This window comes from Paenibacillus sp. BT-177, from assembly GCF_025846815.2.
In the GTDB taxonomy this organism is placed as follows: Bacteria; Bacillota; Bacilli; order Paenibacillales; family Paenibacillaceae; genus Paenibacillus; species Paenibacillus polymyxa_C.
Genome location: NZ_JAOYTP010000004.1, coordinates 19,183 through 39,672, shown reverse-complemented (window position 1 = coordinate 39,672; position 20,490 = coordinate 19,183). Strand labels below are relative to the sequence as shown.

The 20,490-nt window shown below is 45.8% G+C and carries 14 protein-coding genes; 11 read left to right on the top strand and 3 right to left on the bottom strand.

All coding sequences use genetic code 11. The features are described from left to right. The first annotated feature begins 20 nt into the window (after positions 1–20). From OIU26_RS13675 to OIU26_RS13655, 5 genes are all read left to right on the top strand, one after another. On the top strand, positions 21–1,193 hold the full coding sequence (locus tag OIU26_RS13675; RefSeq protein WP_165079921.1) for a glycoside hydrolase family 88 protein: 1,173 nt from the start codon (positions 21–23) through the stop codon (positions 1,191–1,193). 358 nt (positions 1,194–1,551) lie between these two features. After that, complete coding sequence (locus tag OIU26_RS13670; RefSeq protein ID WP_040103737.1) at positions 1,552–2,070, top strand: RDD family protein; 519 nt, start codon at positions 1,552–1,554, stop codon at positions 2,068–2,070. A 100-nt stretch (positions 2,071–2,170) separates the two neighbouring features. Continuing rightward, positions 2,171–3,175 carry an ABC transporter substrate-binding protein gene (locus OIU26_RS13665; RefSeq protein WP_264217151.1) on the top strand — a complete coding sequence of 335 codons (1,005 nt, stop codon included), beginning with the start codon at positions 2,171–2,173 and terminating at the stop codon, positions 3,173–3,175. Positions 3,176–3,399: 224 nt separating this feature from the next. After that, positions 3,400–5,367, top strand: coding sequence for an ATP-dependent DNA helicase (locus OIU26_RS13660; RefSeq protein ID WP_264217150.1), 1,968 nt, complete (start codon positions 3,400–3,402; stop codon positions 5,365–5,367). Continuing rightward, entirely contained in the window at positions 5,361–5,660 is a 300-nt protein-coding gene (locus OIU26_RS13655) for a DUF6509 family protein (protein WP_040101460.1), read from the top strand. Before OIU26_RS13660 ends, OIU26_RS13655 begins: the two co-directional genes overlap by 7 nt. A 115-nt stretch (positions 5,661–5,775) precedes the next feature. On the opposite strand, the gene OIU26_RS13650 is transcribed toward OIU26_RS13655, so the two are convergent. Continuing rightward, positions 5,776–6,138 (bottom strand): hypothetical protein, encoded by a 363-nt coding sequence (locus OIU26_RS13650; protein WP_040101459.1) that lies wholly within the window; start codon positions 6,136–6,138, stop codon positions 5,776–5,778. Positions 6,139–6,390: 252 nt separating this feature from the next. Between OIU26_RS13650 and OIU26_RS13645 the strand changes: the two genes are divergently transcribed. The 3 genes from OIU26_RS13645 (at position 6,391) to OIU26_RS13635 (ending at position 11,397) form a co-directional block, all read left to right on the top strand. Continuing rightward, positions 6,391–7,314, top strand: a complete 924-nt coding sequence (locus OIU26_RS13645) for a PLP-dependent cysteine synthase family protein (protein ID WP_013370925.1) — start codon at positions 6,391–6,393, stop codon at positions 7,312–7,314. 1 nt (position 7,315) lies between these two features. Next, positions 7,316–8,446, top strand: a complete 1,131-nt coding sequence (locus OIU26_RS13640) for a bifunctional cystathionine gamma-lyase/homocysteine desulfhydrase (protein ID WP_264217149.1) — start codon at positions 7,316–7,318, stop codon at positions 8,444–8,446. A 194-nt stretch (positions 8,447–8,640) separates the two neighbouring features. Further along, positions 8,641–11,397, top strand: coding sequence for a PHB depolymerase family esterase (locus OIU26_RS13635; RefSeq protein WP_264217147.1), 2,757 nt, complete (start codon positions 8,641–8,643; stop codon positions 11,395–11,397). Between the two features lie 138 nt (positions 11,398–11,535). Here the strand turns inward: OIU26_RS13635 and OIU26_RS13630 are convergent, their stop codons facing one another. After that, the gene (locus OIU26_RS13630) at positions 11,536–12,453 is read right to left on the bottom strand and encodes a hypothetical protein (protein ID WP_264217146.1); all 918 of its coding nucleotides are present in this window, start codon (positions 12,451–12,453) and stop codon (positions 11,536–11,538) included. Continuing rightward, positions 12,446–12,598: a hypothetical protein gene (locus OIU26_RS13625; protein ID WP_165079916.1), complete on the bottom strand. Its 153-nt coding sequence runs from the start codon at positions 12,596–12,598 to the stop codon at positions 12,446–12,448. Before OIU26_RS13625 ends, OIU26_RS13630 begins: the two co-directional genes overlap by 8 nt. 299 nt (positions 12,599–12,897) lie before the next feature. Between OIU26_RS13625 and OIU26_RS13620 the strand changes: the two genes are divergently transcribed. From OIU26_RS13620 to OIU26_RS13610, 3 genes are read left to right on the top strand one after another with little or no spacing between them, the layout of a single operon-like run. Further along, the gene (locus OIU26_RS13620) at positions 12,898–14,700 is read left to right on the top strand and encodes a vWA domain-containing protein (protein ID WP_264217145.1); all 1,803 of its coding nucleotides are present in this window, start codon (positions 12,898–12,900) and stop codon (positions 14,698–14,700) included. Positions 14,701–14,724: 24 nt separating this feature from the next. Continuing rightward, a complete protein-coding gene (locus tag OIU26_RS13615) occupies positions 14,725–18,114 on the top strand; it encodes a tubulin-like doman-containing protein (protein ID WP_264217144.1) in 3,390 nt (1,129 codons plus the stop codon). A 2-nt stretch (positions 18,115–18,116) separates the two neighbouring features. Further along, positions 18,117–20,483, top strand: coding sequence for a transcription initiation factor TFIID (locus OIU26_RS13610; RefSeq protein WP_264217143.1), 2,367 nt, complete (start codon positions 18,117–18,119; stop codon positions 20,481–20,483). Positions 20,484–20,490 lie beyond the last annotated feature (7 nt).

The following is a 20,490-nucleotide window of genomic DNA, read 5'->3' as shown; positions in this document are numbered from 1 at the left end:
GAAAGGGAGAGGAAAAAGAAATGACAAAATCAGAAGCGTGGCTGGAACAATCGTGGGAGCTGGCATTGAATAAAACGTTTGCCTTGGCGGCAAGACTGGGGGACGCCTTTCCACATGTTGCAGAGGGTGGTCGTTATGATAATTGTGAGGAAGCGTGGTGGACAGCAGGCTTTTATCCGGGGCTGCTATGGCTGGCCCATCGGGCACGTCCTGACTGGGAGACCGCCAAAATTGCACAAAGCTGCGAGGCTCGATTGGAAAAAATACTTTATAATAGCGAAGCTGTAGACCATGATCTCGGCTTTATTTGGCTGCTCAGCGGTGTGGCTGCCTATCGGTTGACTGGTGATGCAGAGTCCAGAAGACGGGGGTTATTGGCTGCTAATTTGCTGGCTGCTCGTTTTAACGTGAATGGCCGCTTTATTCGCGCGTGGAACTTCCACTCGAAGGATATGGATACACGGGGTGTTGCGATCATAGACAGTATGATGAATTTACCCTTGCTCTATTGGGCCTCGGAGGAAAGTGGAGATCCACGCTTTGCTGCTCTCGCTGTTCAGCATGCAGATACCGTGGCACGTGAGTTCGTTCGTTCGGACGGCTCCATCGCGCATGTAATTGAGTTCGATCCGGAGATTGGAAAAAAGGTAGCCGAGCATGGCGGACAGGGTTTTGCTCCCGGTTCCGCCTGGGCACGCGGCACGTCTTGGGCGCTGTACGGTTTTACGCTTTCGTACGGGTACATGCGCGATCCGCGTTATTTAAAGGTGGCCGAGAACACGGCTGACTTTTTCCTATCCCAGCTGGGCGATGCTTGCCTGCCTGTGTGGGACTTTAGAGCAGAAGAAGGGCACCGCGAAGCATGGGATTCGTCAGCTGCGGCCATTGCAGCTAGCGGTTTGCTGGAACTAGCAAAATATTCGGCACGTGCAGAGCAATTTACCAAAGCTGCAGAATCCATCCTCAAGGGCTTGCATCACACATGTACGGCATGGGGCGAAGAACATGAGGGATTGCTGATGAACGGAACCGTACATTATCCTGAGCAAAGACACATCAATGTGCCCATTATTTACGGTGATTACTTCTTTGTCGAAGCATTGGCAAAGCTGCGTGGTGAGGAAGGTTTGTTTAGTGTGAAGGGCAAAAAACATAGTGCGTTAGATGGTCGGGAACAAGCTCATTCGAGTTGAGCTGTTGCTTGTCAAATCCACAGAATAAATAGTGTGGCAGCGTGTGTGTAATCTCATTTACACATACGCTGTTTTTTTATCCGTGAAAAAGACTTATTCTAATTCGATGCCAAAGTACTACGTATAGGTAGATAAGAGACTGTAGCGAGCTTATTTCGTGCCCACTCAGAGTAAAATTACGGTGTATAAGCGCTTAAATCCTAAAAGAATGTTCATTTTAATGCATGGAAATAGGTCTTTTCACTTGTTTATGAGTTTTTATTCGTAAATTGACAATTTAGGGAGGTGACCGTATGATATTTTCTTGGATAAAGGAATAAAATGGATTTTAACGAATGAAAAGGAGTTATACATCATTATGACAGTAGTAAGTGATAGTGTAAGAAAGATTTACGGAGGATTTTGGGTAAGAACGGCAGCGTTTATGATTGATCTGATCATTCTCTTTGCCATAGTCCTTTTAGTTGGGGGAACATTTTCCATAATTCCAGTTCTTCTGGATATAGAGGAGACGGGTTTCATACTAGAATTTTTTATATGGATGCCGCTGATTCTTTGGCTTGTGCTACCATGGCTATATTGTGGTTTTTTGGAATCATCGAAAGTACAGGCTACGCCGGGGAAGCTTGTGTTTTCTCTAGTTGTAGTTAACAGCAAAGGAAACCGTCTAGGATTCTTACACGCATCCGGACGGTACTGGATTAAAGTCATTTCTTTTATGCTTGTTCATATTATTTACATTGTGGTTGCTTTTACTGCGAAAAAACAAGGAGTCCACGATTTATGTGCCAAAACCTTAGTTGTAAATAAAAAAGAGTTGCAGCGACATGAGCAGCAATCATCCTTGCCTCCAGCAGCTTCTAACATCATAAATTAAGGAAATTAACGTTGCGGAAGATGGAAGTATTATGTAATATAAAATGAATGATAATGATTATCATTTTCTATGAAAATACATAACTTGGAGGATATATCATATGCAACATATAAAAATATCGTCTCGACTCCCTGTGCTGACGAGTGTACTGCTCATTATAGCCATTGTACTTTCAGCTTGCAGCTCACAAGAAAATGGTGCCCAAAGTTCCCCTACGGCAGGACAGGCTGCAAACAGCACGAATCTAAAGGAAACGGCATCTACAACGCCGACCACCCGGGAATATACAGACTTTCAAAAACGTAAAGTCACGATTCCGGTAAATCCGCAGAAGATTGTTTATGTAGGCAGTGATCCAGGGGATTTGCTTGCCTTGGGTGTACGTCCGGCCGGTGCGAGTCTGAGCGTCATTCAGTCACAAATTGTGTACGCAGACCTTACCAAGGATGTTACCGATATAGGCTCCCCGGTGAATCTGGAAAAACTGACGATGCTGAAACCGGATCTTATTCTTTTCGACAATTGGGATGTAAAGACGATTGATACGTTAGCTAAAATTGCACCTACCGTGGTTCTCAATTCCGAACTGGCAACTTTTGAACGTATGCAAGAGCTAGGTGAACTTCTTGGAAAAACTAAAGAGGCAGACCAGTTTAAAACCTTATATGATGAGAAGGCCAAACAAATGAAGGCCAAACTGGATGTTGACATTAAGCCGGGAGAGACAGCAACAGTGCTGTTAGTTATGGGTAATAACCTGTATGTTATGGGACATCAAGGTGTATCCGTGTCGTTGTATGATATGCTCGGCTTTACGCCAGCTCCCAAGGTACAGACAGACTTAATTGATAAAAAAGAACGCTTTGCTACCATTTCTAACGAGGTACTTCCTTCATTTATCGGGGATGAACTTTTTATTCTGTCGGATCAGAGTCAAGAAACAATTGCAACAACCAGAAACCTGATGAATAGTGCAGTGTGGAAAACGATTCCTGCCGTTCAGAATAAACGGGTATATACGCTCGACAGTTCGTGGAATTTTGATGATGCCATTACGAGAGAGCGATTGCTGGAACAAATTCCAGATTTGATGAAGCAAAAGTAAACAAGGAACCAGCCAGTGCCTAAAAGCATTCGCTGGTTTCTTTGTTTTTTCATAATGCCAGTGTAGCGTCCTCACAAGCGAACCCCTCGATGTCCTTTTTGTTATAGAATTTCATGGGAAAATAAAAAATGTAAGTTATTCTTACAGTTTACATGTTCTTTTTAGCTTGTTTTGAGTTATAATGAAAGGATGCACATTATGAACGAATTGGAGGCACAGCCCGATTGACTACTTACCCTTTTGCCTTTGATCCGTCCAAGCCGTTTATTGAGCAGGCAAGTGACTGGATTGCAGATGTATTTTATGAAGTTTTGCCTGAAGTCGGCTTTGAGGTTCGGGATGAACAAATTTATATGGCATTCCAGCTAGAACGTGCCTATAAGGAAAAAAAGACCATTTTTGCAGAAGCAGGTGTAGGCACTGGTAAAACGCTGGTATACCTGCTGTACGCTATTGCATATGCCCGATACATGAGAAAACCGGCGATTATTGCCTGTGCGGATGAATCATTGATTGAACAACTGGTGAAGCCAGAAGGAGATATCGCCAAGCTGGCGCGGCATCTAAGCTTGACAATTGATGCCCGATTAGGGAAATCGCCAGATCAATATATTTGCTTGAACAAGCTGGATGAGGTGAGAAGCGGACTGGATGAGGACGCGGATGTTTTCCGCGATATTTATCAGGGTTTGCCTGATTTTGTCCATTTTCCAGATACGTTACAGTCCTTCACTCCATACGGGAACCGGAAAGAGTACCCCGAGCTAACAGATGGACAGTGGAGCAGACTTGGATGGGATGTATTTCAAGACTGTCTCGTTTGTCATCAGCGGCATCGTTGCGGACAGACGTTGTCTCGTGATCATTATCGTAAAGCGGCAGATCTGGTCATCTGCTCTCATGACTTTTACATGGAGCATGTATGGACCTATGAAGCGCGAAAGCGCGAGGGTCAGCTGCCATTGCTGCCGGAGCACAGCTCTGTTGTTTTTGATGAAGGACATTTGCTGGAGACAGCGGCACAAAATGCGCTTACTTACAAGCTTAAGCACACTCAATTTGAGTCTATTATTACCCGACTGCTAGAGGGAGAAGTGCGGGAATCTCTGGCCATGACGATCGAAGATGCAATCTCCCAAAGCGAGGTTTTGTTTGCCGCGCTCAATAAGAGCAGTCAGCCAGTACAAGGGTCTAACCGCAAGGAGTTTATCCTGAATGAATCGTTGATTCGGGAGGTGACCCGTTTTGGTGAACTGATCGGTACGATCGAGGAAGAGCTTGTGTTTGAAAGCGGGTTATTCTCGTTGGATGAGTATCAAGTCAAAATTGTAGAAGAACATTTGGAAATGATTCAAACTGCTTTGGCTTTGTTTAAGCGTCCTGAACTTCTCATTTCTTGGGTGACAGAGGATCAGGATGGATTAACGCTTGTGGTTATGCCGAAGATGGTAAAAGAGATTCTCAAAGAACGAGTATTTGCGCAGCATATTCCAATCGTATTCTCTTCGGCTACACTTTCCGTGGAGGGTTCATTTGACTATATGGCGCAGAGCCTCGGTATTGAAAACCCGCTAACGTTTTCCGTCGCTTCACCTTATGACTACAGCGATCAGATGCAAGCCGCACTGTACCCGCTACAAGCGGGACATAACCCAATCCAGAGAGCGCTGACGCTGCTGGAGAAATCGCAGGGAAGAGCGCTTATTCTGTTTCCTTCTCAGGAGGAACTGACTGCCTTCCAAAGGGGTCTCGCTGCTTACCCAGAGGCATCTGCCTATCGTTTTCTGTATGAAGGCTCGGCTGAAATTAGCCATCTGATCTCCGCTTTTCAGAATGATGAGGAAAGTGTGTTGTGCGCTGTTACATTATGGGAAGGATTGGACATCCCTGGACCATCCCTGTCGCATGTCATCATCTGGTCGCTGCCATTTCCTCCGAATGATCCGGTTTTTACGGCTCTGCGCAAGGATGCAGCAGATCCGTTTACTGAGATAGATATGCCTCACATGGCACTTAGACTCAGACAGGGCATAGGGCGTCTAATCCGCTCGCGTAATGATCAGGGCTGGATCTCGATCATGGGTCAGGATTTGAATCGTCCAGAAGTACGCACACAAGTTGAACAACTACTGCCTGCCGGCGTAGAATGCACCATAATTGAAGGAAATCCGGAGGGAATAAAAACATGTTGAATTTTACAGCATATACAGTAGATCAAATTAAAGATGCTTTTGGTATTTTGAGTGGACAGCGTTATGAATTTATCATTGAGATAGAAGTAGAGGAAGACGACGAGCTATACACTGAAAACGGAATATATATCCGTGCTCTTTATTTAGTAGACGAAGAAAAGACAAGACTGCTGAAGTATGAATTGTTTGAAAAAGCAACGGATCGTTACATTGAGCTTGAACTTGAAGAGGATGAGCTGCAAGCAGTTGAAAACTTCTGCAAAGAACATGTACAGGATGGAGCGTTAAATTAACAGTAAGGACACTTCGCTAGCACAGCAATATATTGGAACCTATAATTAGGATATCAAGGAGCCTTTGCATGATCGGGCTCCTTTTTTCTATGACCAGTGAAGAAACTTATGTGATCTAACGCAGTCTGTCCCACACATTCACCATAAACAGCATAATACCCGCCGCGAGTAACACCCACCCTATGACGACCCACACTCCAGCCTCTGCAATCGCGTAATTTTTACCTATAATACCCAATATCAACACTGGCAGACTGATGTTATGTATCCAAAAGTGGATACGTGCCAGAATCGTAACTGAAAGTGCAGGAAAGGTCACATAGATCAGACCTATGATCCCAAGAGTCGTCCAACCTAGCAAATGGATATGAGACTGAATAGGGGACAGGCTATAATCACCCGACACGCCAATGATTAGACTGAACAGCACACCGAGGGCAAAATATACAGCAGCTATCTTTAAACATTGCTTACCCATAGATGACATCCTCCTATGTTAGACGTGGGTATTTTGAGAGATATTTACCATCATATCGAGGCAGAATATCAAGGGTGTGGGTGTTGTGACTGGTCCATTTGACAAAAGCTTCAAATACACATAAAATCTTATTGCATCAATACTTACCGCATTACTATGTTTTTGGAGAAGACAGCGAATTTCTCCGACAATGGGTGCTAATTTTTGACCATTGGTTTATTTTGGATTCGCCATTAAAAGGAGCTTGAAATTATGAATGTATATCGCAATACCCTTGAACTCATCGGGCGCACGCCATTAGTGGAGCTGAATAGCTATTCTCTACCCAGAGGAATTCGCCTGTTCGCCAAGCTGGAGTTTATGAACCCCGGCGGGAGCGTAAAGGACCGGGTGGGAAAGGCTCTAATCGAAAAAGCGTTAAAGACAGGCCAGTTGAAGCCGGGCGGGACTTTAATAGAAGCAACAGCAGGTAATGCAGGTATTGGTCTTGCGATGGCTGCGCTTCATTATGATATCTCGGTTATTTTTGCTGTGCCTGAGAAGTTCAGCCAAGAGAAGCAGGACTTGATGAAAGCATTGGGAGCACGTATCGTTCATACCCCGACAAGTGAGGGAATGAAGGGAGCCATTGAAAAAACAAAGCAATTGGCTGCTGAAATCAAAGATGCATACTTGCCGCAGCAATTTAGCAATCCTGATAATCCAGAGGCTTATTATACGACAATGGGACCTGAAATTTGGAACGATCTGGACGGTAAAGTCGACGTATTCGTGGCAGGAGCAGGCTCAGGGGGCACATTTATGGGAACCTCGCGTTATCTTAAGGAGCAAAATGCAGCCATTAAAACTGTCATTGTGGAGCCTGAAGGGTCCATTTTGAATGGAGGCGAGTCAGGCCCTCATAAAACAGAAGGAATCGGCATGGAATTGATCCCTGAGTTTGTGGACAAAGGCTATTTTAATGCCATTCATACCATTAGCGATGTGGACGCATTCAACCGCGTCAAGGAGTTGGCGGAACGTGAGGGAATTCTCGTGGGCAGTTCCTCCGGTTCTGCCCTCCATGCTGCTTTACTGGAAGCAGAGAGCGCACCGGATGGTGCACATATTGTCACCATTTTCCCAGATAGCAGTGAACGTTATTTGAGCAAAAAAATATATGAAGGCGGGATATAAAATGAAACGCAAAACAAAACTGATTCACGGTGGACTCCCTACCGATCCTCATACTGGCGCGGTTAACGTTCCTATTTATCAGGTAAGCACTTATGAGCAAGAGGAAATCGGCGTTCATAAGGGATACGAGTATTCACGTACAGGCAACCCGACCCGGTTTGCACTGGAAGAGCTGATCAAGGAACTGGAGGAAGGCAAACGTGGTTTTGCTTTCGGTTCCGGTATGGCAGCGATTCATGCAGTGTTTTCCTTGTTTAAAGCAGGGGATCATATTTTGCTGACCGATGATGTATACGGGGGCACTTATCGTATTGTAAGCAAAGTGCTTAGTCGGATCGGGATTGAGTCCACATTTGTGGATACAACTGATCTGGAGGCTATTTCTAAAGCAATCCGTCCGAATACGAAGGCATTGTATGTCGAAACACCAACAAACCCGCTATTGAAAGTTACTGATATCCGCGCAGTTTCAGAACTGGTGAAAAAGCATGAGCTTTTGTTGATTGTGGACAATACATTTGCTACCCCTTACTGGCAGACGCCAATTACACTCGGGGCTGATATCGTCGTACACTCCGCAACCAAATATTTGGGTGGACACAGCGATGTTGTAGCCGGTCTGGCTGTAGTCAACAGTGAAGAGCTGGGCGAGCAGCTTCATTTTCTGCAAAACGCCATTGGCGGTATTCTCGGTCCGCAGGATTCATGGTTATTGATTCGTGGTATCAAAACCTTGGGTCTGCGTATGGAAGCAATTGAGAAAAATGCAAAGGAAATTGCAGCCTTTTTGGAAAAGCATCCGAAGGTTAGTAAGGTATACTACCCTGGGCTGGAAAGCCATGCACAGCACGAGCTGTCCAAAATTCAAGCTGAAGGCTTTGGCGGCATCATTTCCTTTGATGTAGGTAGCGATGCTAACGCGGTTGCCCTCCTGAAAAAAGTGAAGTATTTTACATTGGCTGAGAGCCTGGGAGCGGTTGAAAGTCTGATTAGCGTTCCAGCACGTATGACGCACGCCTCCATTCCGGCAGAACGCCGTGCAGAGCTAGGTATTACGGAAGGCTTGGTACGGATTTCGGTTGGGATTGAAGATCTGGAGGATTTGATCGAAGACTTGCAGTCAGCATTGTAAGAAAATAAGCACAATGATCAAGAGAGGTGGCAGAAGCTGCCTCTTTTTTTGTTGTGAGAATAGCTTCTTTTTTGAAAAGCACGGAGGAGTACGCAGAGGTGGTAACGAATAGTTTTATATAGTTCAATTGAATGTTAAACGGAATATAACGCGGCTACGTCTCTGAGGACACAAAAACCTGGAGGGGGAATGTTATGAGGTTCACACATCTGGAAAAAGCAACTACTGTGCTGTCGGATCATCCGGTACGTCTGGCGTCTGCTTATGCAGTCGGCCCAGTCGAGCTTCCGGAAAATTGTGGTGTGGGCAGGGAATGGTCGAGTCATTTTACGCAAGAGGAATGGAATTTGGAAAAGGCTTGTGGTGAAGATGGAATCGAGCTTTCAGCAGGAGGAAAGGCAGTGTGCCGATTACTGACCGAGCTTGACCCTCGGACCTCTGAACTGAATCTAGGTGTTTTTCCGCCTTTGGCTGAACACGAAAGACTTTTGCTGGTTTCAAATCTACGTTGTATGACTGCACAGGAAGTGATTTTTAGACCGTTTGAAGGAACCGGACAAATTTGGATAGATGGCACATTGGTATATGCCGAATCCGGTCCCTTTCGCTTGTATTTGGAGGAAGGTGATCATACGGTCGTTATCATTGCTGCATTTATTCCTGATGAGGCCCGCTCTATTCGTATCAGTGGAAATCAGGTATGCGATGAACCAGATGTGATAGAACTGCATCGTGAATTCGTAGAGCGTAATATACGTAATCATATGGCATGGTTAGAGGTTGAGCAAAGTGCTGGCAGGGAAGGAGAAGACAGCCCGATTTTATTTTATTTGCTGCGTAAGGATCGGATACTTCTTCCCTCAGATCAAACGTTATGGGTCGAGGTAACGAATGATGAGGGCATGAAGCTGGATCAGTTTCCAGCCCATTGGGAGCAGGAGCAAAGCTACGCCTGGGATGAGGAGAAGATCGGGAATACGGGAATGCTGCACTTCACCGTTACCTATCGGGATCATGAGGCTGTAGAACATCATTTTGTGTATTCGGTACTTGTGCGGCCTTTGTCAGTCGTCGTGGAGGGCTTGCAGGAAGAGTATGACCAGTACATGCAAGCCTACGCTAAAGATGTTCTTCATTCTGCGCAGAAAATACAAATAAAGGGCCTGCTTGAGGAATTAAACAGGTTAACGGATTCGCCGGAAGATCCTTTTGAAATCTGGGATTCCCGGGTGGTGCGTGAATATATTAAGCTATTAAAACAAATTTTTATATCTGGACATACCGAACAGTCACAGCACCCATCGTTACTTCAGAAAGAACATATTTTTTTGACAGCCGACGGCATTGGTGAAGTTTTTTTTGTCTCCCGTTTGGACAATAGTTTGCAACGGTATACCATCCAGCTTCCCAGCAACTACACGGCTGAGCGACGGTATCCTCTGATCGTTCTAATGCCTGGTAAGCGATATGAGCTGGGACTGCCGGATTTTCAGAATAGAGGTTTTGGGCGGGGCTGGGAAGACGAGGCTATATTTGTTACTTTTTCGTGTCGTGGGGTTACGCTGGGCAGTTATATTGGAGAAGCTGCTTTTTTGGAGGGGCTAGATGTTATACTGCAAGCGTACCGAGTGGACGAAGAACGTATCTATCTGACGGGTTACTCGAACGGCGCATATGCTGCCTGGGCGATGGCACAGGCTTATCCTTCTCGGTTTGCAGCTATTGCGGTTATCTCAGGGACGCCACACCCCAAGAATTTGAAAAATTTGATCAATATTCCAATATTGGATGTATGTGGTGACCAGGATTACTTATTTGCCCAAGCATACACAGCTCCTATAACCGAGCTTTCATCGAACCATTTTAAAGGTGTGATAGAGCGGCAGTCTAATCATTGGGATACGCATGAGTTAAGACTTCTGGACGGCATACTGGGTTGGCTTATGCAATGGAAAAGAGATGCCGTCCCTCAGCGTATTGCCTACCGGACGGAACGAGGGAGACATAATCGAGCTTACTGGCTGGAAGTGACACGCATGGATGAAAACGAGGAATATGCGGAGTTGTATGGCGAAATGAGTTCCACGGGTGAATTGGATATTGAGGCTGTTCACGTCGAAGAATTTGTGATTCATCTCTCACAAGAGGACATGTCCCTGGAACTGGCCCAAGTTCGTATCGGAGCCCGCATTTTCATGTTGGATTTACGAGAATACAGCCGCTTTCGCTTTGTTAAAACACACTCGCACAAACGCCCCTCACCCGAATACCGTTTGATTGCTGAACGGGAGGGAGAGAGCAGTGAGGATTCTACGCGAAATGCGGATGCAGCTAAGAGTATTGCAGGTTTGCAAAGCGTGAGAAGAAATGGTGTGAGTCACGGTATGGGTGTACTTGATGTTTATATGAATCGACTTCATATTGTTCTTCCATCCAGTTATGCTACATTAGAGGAAGAGCAGGCGGTGAAACGAACGGCGAACGCCTTGGCTAGTCCGCGGACAGCGACCTGGAACCCGTACATTGGTGTTCATTATCCCGTGGTTTCTTCTAAAGATATTTCAGAGAAAGAACTGGCTGATAGCAACGTGATTTGTATCACTTCGGCCTTGTCCAGACATGAGCTGCTTCAAAAGTATCAAGCTCATCTTCAAATTGCATGTACCGAGGATGGGTATACATGGGGTGACGATTTTACGGCAGGCGAATACTGTTTGTCATATATTCAACCTAGCCCATGGTCTGCAACCCAGCAGATGCTTGTCGTATCGACCAATTCACCCCGTCTGCTGGGTAAAAACCTTTTTATGCGCAGACTGATTATGCCCGGATATTTTAATGGTCTACACCCGTATTTAAATAAAGAGATTATTGTGTATGATAGCAAGGGAGTACGAGCATTTAACTTTACTTCCATTAAGCATGCGCAGCATAAACTGCAAGGTCAATAAAGATGCATGAGCGTCATTATAATCCATATTTAAAAAACCGTCTGGAGGCACATTGGCGATCCTGACGGTTTTTTTGCTGATCCATTGCAGTGATTCCTTGACTGGGATACGTCATATATAAAAGGGCATTATGGCAACTCAGCTTTTATACTGCTCCATCAGGTACATGATCTTCACTTCATCGGCCAAATCTCCAAAGGGTTCTAACGGATTCTCCTGAATGATATGATATAAACGTTGGATTCGTTCCTTTGGCAGCTTCCGAACATATCTGGAAATGAAAGCGGCATGGGTGATTATGTAGCGTTTTTTACGGACAGCGGCACTGGCTACGCGAACGAGAATATCTTCGCCTCCTGCCATCTCTAAAATACGGCGCTCATAAAAAGCCACATACCGAAATGTCCGATCCTTAATCAGCTCACGATTGAGTCTGGCAACCTCTCCAATGTATCTGACCATAAGGGGTTCAAAGCTTTTGATCAGGAGAGGATCGAGCGTTAATTCCATATCTTTGCGAAGAACAAATGATTGCAGCAGAGCGACCTGCTGGAGCCTTATCCGATCATTGTGAATGAGTATGGCAATCTCGCGTAACATTTCATAACAGACACGCTCACTGAGCTGTCGTAGGGCAACTGCATTTTTGTGATTTACGTTCAATCCTTCCTGGATCTGTCCTATACGGCCTCTGAAAAGGCGTATAAGCTGCCTACGCTGTTCATAAGGAACAATGCGCTGCTGTAGAAGGATCAAGGGCAACAGGAGAAGCGCACCGACGATACCACACAGTAGCATTTGCTGTGACGAGTGACCGAAAAAGATAGAAGCAGCCAGTAGCGCGATGCCGACGGCAAGATCTTTATGAAAATAACGTTTGGCTCTGAGTTTGGCATATTGCTCTACAGGAACCAGCGTATCCCGACCACACGATGTACATTCCTCTTCCCAAAGGGCGGTGAATTGTCCGCAGCGCTTGCAGACTCTCAGCTTTTGGAAGGCATGCTCTGTGCGGGTAAAGGGGCGAAATTGCACAGCCTGTTTGGAGCTATTCATTGCGCTCACTTCTCCGGTTCAGCAGTGCGAGAAGCTCGGTGTCGATTTGTGTAATCGACGGGGCGCGTCTTTTATGTATATAGTAGATTAGTGATTTAATGGCGACAAAAAGAAACATAATCGCCAGACATCCGTATGAGATCATAGTGTACTTCCTCTTTCTGCTTAGATTTTTATTTTACTGTTTTACATGAACGGGTTTCGCTAGGGTTATTTTTGTCGTATAAAGGAGAAGGCTGGTGCCCGATTGCCCTTGTTGGGGTATAATTATATCATTACTGCAGGATATTGGTAAAATATCGCGGTATAATAGGCTTTTTGGTCGTATTAGGCCGCTCGGACAGGATTTTCAGCTGGCGCTCATGTAAAACTCATTATAATTTAATAGTAGTGGAGTACAACTGTAATTTAGAATGAGAATTAATCGGCAAAGGGGTACAAGCGATGTTTAGTAGAGACAGAAAATGGTTTTTGGTCATCGGAATCATATGTACAATGATCATGACCTCGATTTCGGCCTGGCAGCCACAGACGGCGAATGCCGCTTCACCCTCAGCTTCTAAAGTGGATGCGGTGCTGGTAGTCGATGTAAGTAATTCAATGAACACCAGTGATCCTGGGAAAATTGGCAATGAAGCCATGAAAATGTTTATTGATATGTTGTCAACACAAAATGACAAGGTTGGGATTGTAGCCTATACGGATGTCGTACAGCGCGAGAAAGCCTTGCTTAATATTTCATCCGAAGCAGATAAGCAGGAACTGAAGACGTTTATTGACGGGCTGAACCGGGGAGCGTATACTGACACCTCCGTAGGTGTCAAGGAAGCGATCCGTATTTTGCAGGATGGCAAAACAGCCGGGCATGCGCCTATGATCGTTATGTTAGCTGATGGTAACAACGATTTTAATAAGACGACAGGCCGAACTGAAAGCCAATCCGCTCAGGATATGGCACAGGCTGTAGCCGAGGCTAAAAAAAGCGGTGTGCCGATCTATACCATCGGTTTGAATGCAGATGGAAAGCTAAATAAAAATAAACTCGCAGACATCGCGCAACAAACGGGCGGCAAGTCCTTTATTACAAGCTCGGCAGACGATCTGCCGAACATTTTGAGTGAAATTTTCGCCAGCAATTTGAAATTGAAAGTGGTGCCCTTGCAGTCCATTACGGCAAACGGCGACTATCAGGACGTTACAGTAACCGTACCAAACGATAGCGTGCTGGAAGCCAACATTTCGATCATGTCCTCGAAACCGGTGGACGCGAGATTAATAGACCCATCGGGCAACACGAAGTCGATTCCTTCGAGCGATGTACTGCTGTCCAAGTCCAAAAGCTACTCGCTGATTAAATTGCTCAAGCCTGTGGCTGGCGACTGGAAGCTTCAAGTCAAGGGAGTGCAGCAGGATAAGATTGATATTAATCTGGTATTTAACTATGATTTGGAATTGAAGCTGGACGCACCGCCTGCCAAACCATACAAAAAAGGTGACTCGGTTCAAATTCGTTCCTATCTGACGAGCAATAACCAGCCGTATCAGGATCAGGAATTGTATGCGAATATGAATGCTGTCCTAAAGGTCAAGGACCTTGATACCGGCGCAACGAATGAAGTGCCCCTAACAAACGCAGGCGATGCTTTTACCGGTTCCTATACGATTCCGGATGAGCATGACTATGAGCTAACCGTCAGAGCAGAGGAGAAGAGCTTTTACCGCGAAACGCAGCCTGTAACCATCAGTGCCAAAGCTGGGGCAGCGAGCGGTACGAATACTGGCACAACTCAGCCTACGGCACCTGCTGAAAAGTCTAAGCTGCTGCCACTCATTCTTTTAGCGGTGGGACTGCTTGTTCTGCTAGTGGCGGCATATTTCATCTGGAAGGCTGTCAAAAAAGCCAATCGTGGCTTTGTCGGCCAGATCGTACTGGAAATCCGGGACGAAAATACCGGCGAAAAGACATACCCGCAGTATAAGAAGCTGAACACCTTCCGGGGCAAATTCAATTTACACCAGTTGCTGCAACTGGCGCCAGAATTTGCTGGAACCGATAAGGTCGTGTTCACGCCAGCGAACCAGGATCGCATTGTGGTGCGTAGTACCCCAGAGATTACGATTGAAAAATCCGGGCGTGCTGTAGACGCAGGCAATGGTCTTGAACTGAAAAACGGTGATCGTCTGACGATTCCGCTGGCTAGTGTGGACAAAACCATTTTACTGGAGTTTATTTCAGTAAACAGCTAAACGAACCCTTAGGAGGTCATATCTATGAAACCAGTAGTTAGAGAGCATATCCAACAATTAGACGTATCACTCGGCGGAGGGATCGTAAGCGATAAGATCAGAGTAGATACCATCGATAATCCTATTTTAATTATCGGACTTGGGGGAACGGGGATTGACGCCCTTCTCCGCTTGAAATATCAAATAAACCGCAGATTCAAGCTGCCTGCGGACCCGATTTCCAAGAAAAAAAGCGAGAAGCCGGATAATGTGGAATTTCTCGCTTTTGAAACGAATGAACAAGACCGCAACAAAAAATACAAAGGGATTGGTTTGGACCCCATCAATGAGTTTGTACTGCTGTCCAATGCGGAAATCGGCGGGTTGCTGCAAAACCGCAGTATTTTGGAGCCGTACATCACTGACTGGCTGTCTCCCGAGCTGAGCATTACCGATGGTATGAACGGGGCGGCAGGGGTACGTCAGGCTGGACGATTACTATTGTTCACCAAAATCAATCAGGTCGTACAAAGTATTGACAAAAAAATCAAAACCCTGTCTGAAGGCACTAACAAGAAGCTTATGGTGTTTTTGCTATCCGGTTTGTCCGGCGGTACAGGAAGCGGTACTTTCCTCGATATCTCATATATCGTTCGAGGCATTATTGAGCGGGACTATGGCTCCGCAGGTGTAGACCGTGTAAACACGCTGGGTTATCTGTTCACACCGGATATTAATCTGGCCAACAAAAGCCTGAGCGAGCATACGCGTGAATATATTAAAAAGAATGGCTATGCTGCACTGAAAGAGCTGGACTACTGGATGAATGTGGACAGTCGTGGTGAACGCTTTAAGCAACAGTACGGTAACATTTTGACTGTAAACTCGCCGTTGCCGCCGTTCAATCTGTGTCACCTTATTTCGGCTACGAATACGGAAGGCAAACTACTGGAAAATGCTTATGATTACTGCATGAATGTCACCGCTGAGAATATCACCAACTTTATGGCGAGTGAGGAAAAACAGTCGGGTGAAGAGTTCGCCATTCATGACTATATCAGCAACATTCGTACCAACATCGCGCAAATGAATAAGGCGTATCCAGCAAACTACGATTACAATATTATCGGAGCTTCCTCGGCAGTGCTGCCTATGGAGGAAATGACGACATATCTGGCTTACCGGATGTTTGGTAAAATGTCCAAAATGTTTGAGCAAGCGCCAAATCAGGAGGATGTAGAGAAGTTTGCCCGCAAGCTGGGCGTGGATCTGGATAGCATGATCAAAAACTTTGAGTCCCGTGTACCTGAGCCGCTTCCAGGCTTTGAAAACAGTGAACGGCTAAGTTATAACAATGTTGTTAAGATGCAAGTAGTTAATATGGACACTGAGCTGGAGCAAACGTTCCTGACGCGTGCTCGCGAAGAATATATCAAAGCGAAGAAACAGCTTCCTGGCGAAATTGTAGGACAGTTTACGGACCAAATCCGCCGGATGTTCCTACATCCCGAGCAAGGGCCGTTTTATGTATCCCGCATGATATATACTGAAAAAGGATTTAGCTTGCTGAAAATGCTGCTTTCCTATGTTGAAACGCTACGTGAATCACTGCACCGTATTCCTACGGACATTGAATGGGCGCGAGAGCAGGCGAACGAGAAGCTGGGCGATGCTAAGAGTGCGTTTGTATCCAAGGATAAGAAGAAAAATGCATATATCGAAGCAAAAATCAACGAATATTGGCTGCGGGCTGATGTGGAACGTACAGAGCAGCTCATTGAATTCTATGAAGACCTGTATGACCTGCTAAACAAAGAAAATAACCGCATTTATAATGTATTTACTGAAATTTTGAACGCACTGAGTGCCATTTTCGAGAAGAATGGTGATCTGCTGATTAATGGCGAGGAACAATCCGATCACAAAGGTAACAAGACGTATTATTGGAATCTGGTAAGTGTACCGGATATTTCGGAAGTTGTGACCAAGCTGCTGGATAACCGCAATGGTGACGACTTGATTCGTGATTTTGCCCAAGAATTGCTGGAAAATTCAGATCAATGGGTGAAAGATCAGGATATGGACATCATCAGCTCAATCTCCAATTTCTTGACTGACAAATTTGGTGATCTCATTACCCGTTCTATGGAAGATTTCCTGGTCATGAAGTACGGGCAGGATGAAGCAATTGAAAAATTTGTGGAGCGTTACATTGCAAGCAAGCTGGATGAGGAGGCTGTACCTGTCTTCCATTTGAGCAACAGTTCTGGCAATTTGTATTTCCCATCCTGGGGATTCGTTTCGGTACCTGTACAGTCGCCTAATATCCTGAAAGGCGTTCGCAATTATCAAAATAATGCAATTGGCAAATCGCACTTCACTATTAAAGAAAGTGAAGTCCGTAACCGGATTTTCTGGCTCAATACGCGTAATGGTGTTCCTCTGTTTGTATATACGCCGCTCAAAGTGTATGAAGAGAGCTATGAGAAAACCATTCTTGACCGTGAAGGTATTGGCCGACATCTGGTGCAGACAGGTCAGAACAACTGGACGAATCTGCCGTCGCCGATTCCTGAAAAATCATGGGGAGAAACTTACGTCAATTCGCGTGTGCAAGCTCACAATGCCCGCATTCGTAATGATTTCGACCGGGCCAAGGCACTCGGCGTAATTCGTGAGAAAGATGTCGATCAAAATACAAGCAGCCGTTTTACTGTAATTCGCTCACAAGCGCTAGATATGAATGCGCTACTGGCAGCCTACGATATGCGATTGCAGGAATCCAAGCCGAATTTGGGCGAGGTGAAAAGAGCATGGTCTGAGCTGAAACGTCTACTGGCTGAAGGGCTCGAACAGGCCGGAAGCAAGGACATCTTTGGCAGCATCAATGAAGAGATGGCGAAGGAAAACCTGATCCGTTCACCAGAGTTAACGCAGGTGGTTCGTGATGAGCTGGCGAAATATATACAAATCGAAGCAAAAGCTGCTGAACTGGAAGCTTTGCTGGGCAAATATCAGGATGAAGAAAAATGGTTGGATCAGTTCATTCAGGCGCTCTACACGGACACGATTACGAAAAAAGGAGCTTTGTACGTCTATGATCGTGACGAAGAGGAAGAGGCGTGGGAGCCGTTTGCCAACGTCATGAAAAGCCGCAATTACGTCGAGTTTGAAGTGTTCACAAACTTCCGTGGATTGGATGAAAAGAAATTTGCAGCACTAATGCGTAAGGCGGATCGCCGTGATGCTGTATTGACTTCATCTGAGGATATTACACCACTGCTGGCGAAGTTGGATGAGCTGGCTGCCACTTACACAGAGGCTCGCAATCAATTGGAATATGAAAAGGTAGAGCTGGCTAATGGAGCGGAACTTTATGCATTTTATGCTCAAATGGCTGGAAAATTAAACGACATCCGCAGAAAGTTGAAGTAAGTATGAGAGAGCAGCTGTTACGTTATGCGGCTGACTATGCAGCCGCAGAGGACCAATTAATCGGAAGCGGGGATGGACGCAGCAGCATCCATTTCCCGTCCGTGTTTCTTTTTATCGGCGATCACATGAGCCCGGTGATGAACACAATTGCAGATATCAACCGGACCAAGTGGGATAACAGCACAGGAGTAACCTATATTCAGATTTGCTCGCAGGAAGAGCACGCGGCTGTAGACCGTTCGGTAGAGGCCATCGTTCATACGGTAGCTGTACCGGAAGAAAGTAGTCACCAAACGTTACGCCGTGACTTGCACCAGGCTTTTTATACACATGAATCAAAGCTAATTGAACTTAACACCGCGTTACGCCGGGCTAGTGGACATCTGGCTGATTATGGTCGGTTGTATTCCTCGTTTGAGCGTGTACATTTGTCGATCCTGACAACAGCGGATGATCCCATGAACGTATTAATTCCTGAAATTACGCTGTTGGCAGAGTATATTTTTGCCCAATCTTTTAAATCGGTACAAATGGATCTGTATGTGTTGATGAGCGAAAGCGACCAGGCTGCCCAATTTGGCTACAGAAGTGCAATATCCGTTGCTTTTATGCGGGAGTTGGATTACATCCAGAGCCCAGCATATACGTTTACAGCACCGCTTCATATGACCGAGGACAAATTGACCATCCCGGTATCTCATGCTCCATCTCCGTTGTTCGATCTTGTCTATGTGCTGTCCGACAAGAATGAGCGCGGCGTAACGGTGCCGAATAGCCTGCGCGAGAGCTGTGATATTATTTGTCACATTCAACTTCTTAAAAACCGTTATCAGGCAGGAGATTCCTATCGGTCACAGGATGGAGGCTACAATAATACATCGTTTAAGAACAACATCATGACGGAATCCGGGCGGCAGGGTTATGTGTCGGCTGGATTTTCCCGGGTTAACCGCCCTAATCAGTCGATTGCGCTTACGGTGCTGTATCACTTCTATGTGAAGTTGTTAGAGCGTATGAGAACCGAGCAAGAGTGGGACATTCGCGATAAGCTAAATTATTTTGGTTTAGATGCTGCCGAGCGTGGCCGCACGCGAAATGATCTAGTTCCTGGCAATGAGGCGATCATGGACATGAGCGCACTAATGACGAGCGGAGCCAGTTACGGCTCGTTGAAACGAATGACATTACGTGAAGCAGAGGAAGCCTTGTTTGGTCAGGGCTGCGAAGCCTTTTTCCGTGACAACTGCGAACGGATCGTACATAAACGCTTGGGAGATTTTCAGGCGGATATGCGTTTGCAGATGGCTGTGAATGCAGCTGCTAAGGAACATCCTCATATCGGCTTTTTCGAGCTGACAGATTGGACAGATGAAAATCAAACAGGAAATGTGCTTACGGCTGTTCGGGGAATGATTCGTGATACGTCCAATGATTTGCAGATCAGTGCGGCCGAACTGGATGCGCTGTATAGCGGACGAGTGGAGGATCAGCCTTTTCAGCGACTGCCGCTTATGGATAAACATAATGTGCGTAGCTTGATACGTTACCTCACTGAAACAGTCTACGGGCATAAAATGCACATGCTGCGGATTCAAGTGGATTTGGAGCTACTTCGCCGCTATGAAATGGCACTGGAAAAATGGCATGCACAGGCAAAGCATATTACAGTACAGCTAGCCAACCTGGAGCGTGAATTGCATCAAGTTGCAACGGACAGTATTCGGCAGGCTGACAGTTACACAGGCCAAAACCTGTTCGAGTATTACGAGCGTGTGACGGAGGATGTCATGCGTGAGTTGGAAAGCAAGCGGGGGAAATCTGTATTCTTTGACGCCCGGCATATGGGACCTGTATCTGGGTTGCTGGATGAAGGTCTGTCTGCACTGGTGGATAGACTTACACAGACCTGCCGTACCTTGATTCTCAGCTCACAGCCATTTAATCAGACATTCGAAGAAGAATTATTACGACGTGCCAATGTAGCTGCTGCATATGAAAATCGGCTGGTCGTTCCGAAGGATGAGCTGTTTAAAAAACTGTATCAAACGTTAGAAGAGCATGGCGGAATCAATGTACGTTTGCTCGACTATACCCATGAGCATCGGTATGAAGAAAAGTATTTTTTTGGTGACTACGAAGGCGAATTTCTTCCTTATGCGATGGACGTCGACATTACTTCGCGAATTTACAAGCTGGGTTTTGTTCATGAGCGTCGCAGTAGCGGGGTGGAAAAACTGCATTTGATGGGCGGCTTCCATCTGGAGGATCTGATGGTTTACCGCAACGGCAAAACGTATTATGAGACATATACTGCGAATGGTTTCGTGTTTCATGGAATCGACGTGGACCGGTTGCCGGAATTGCGGTAGCCATATA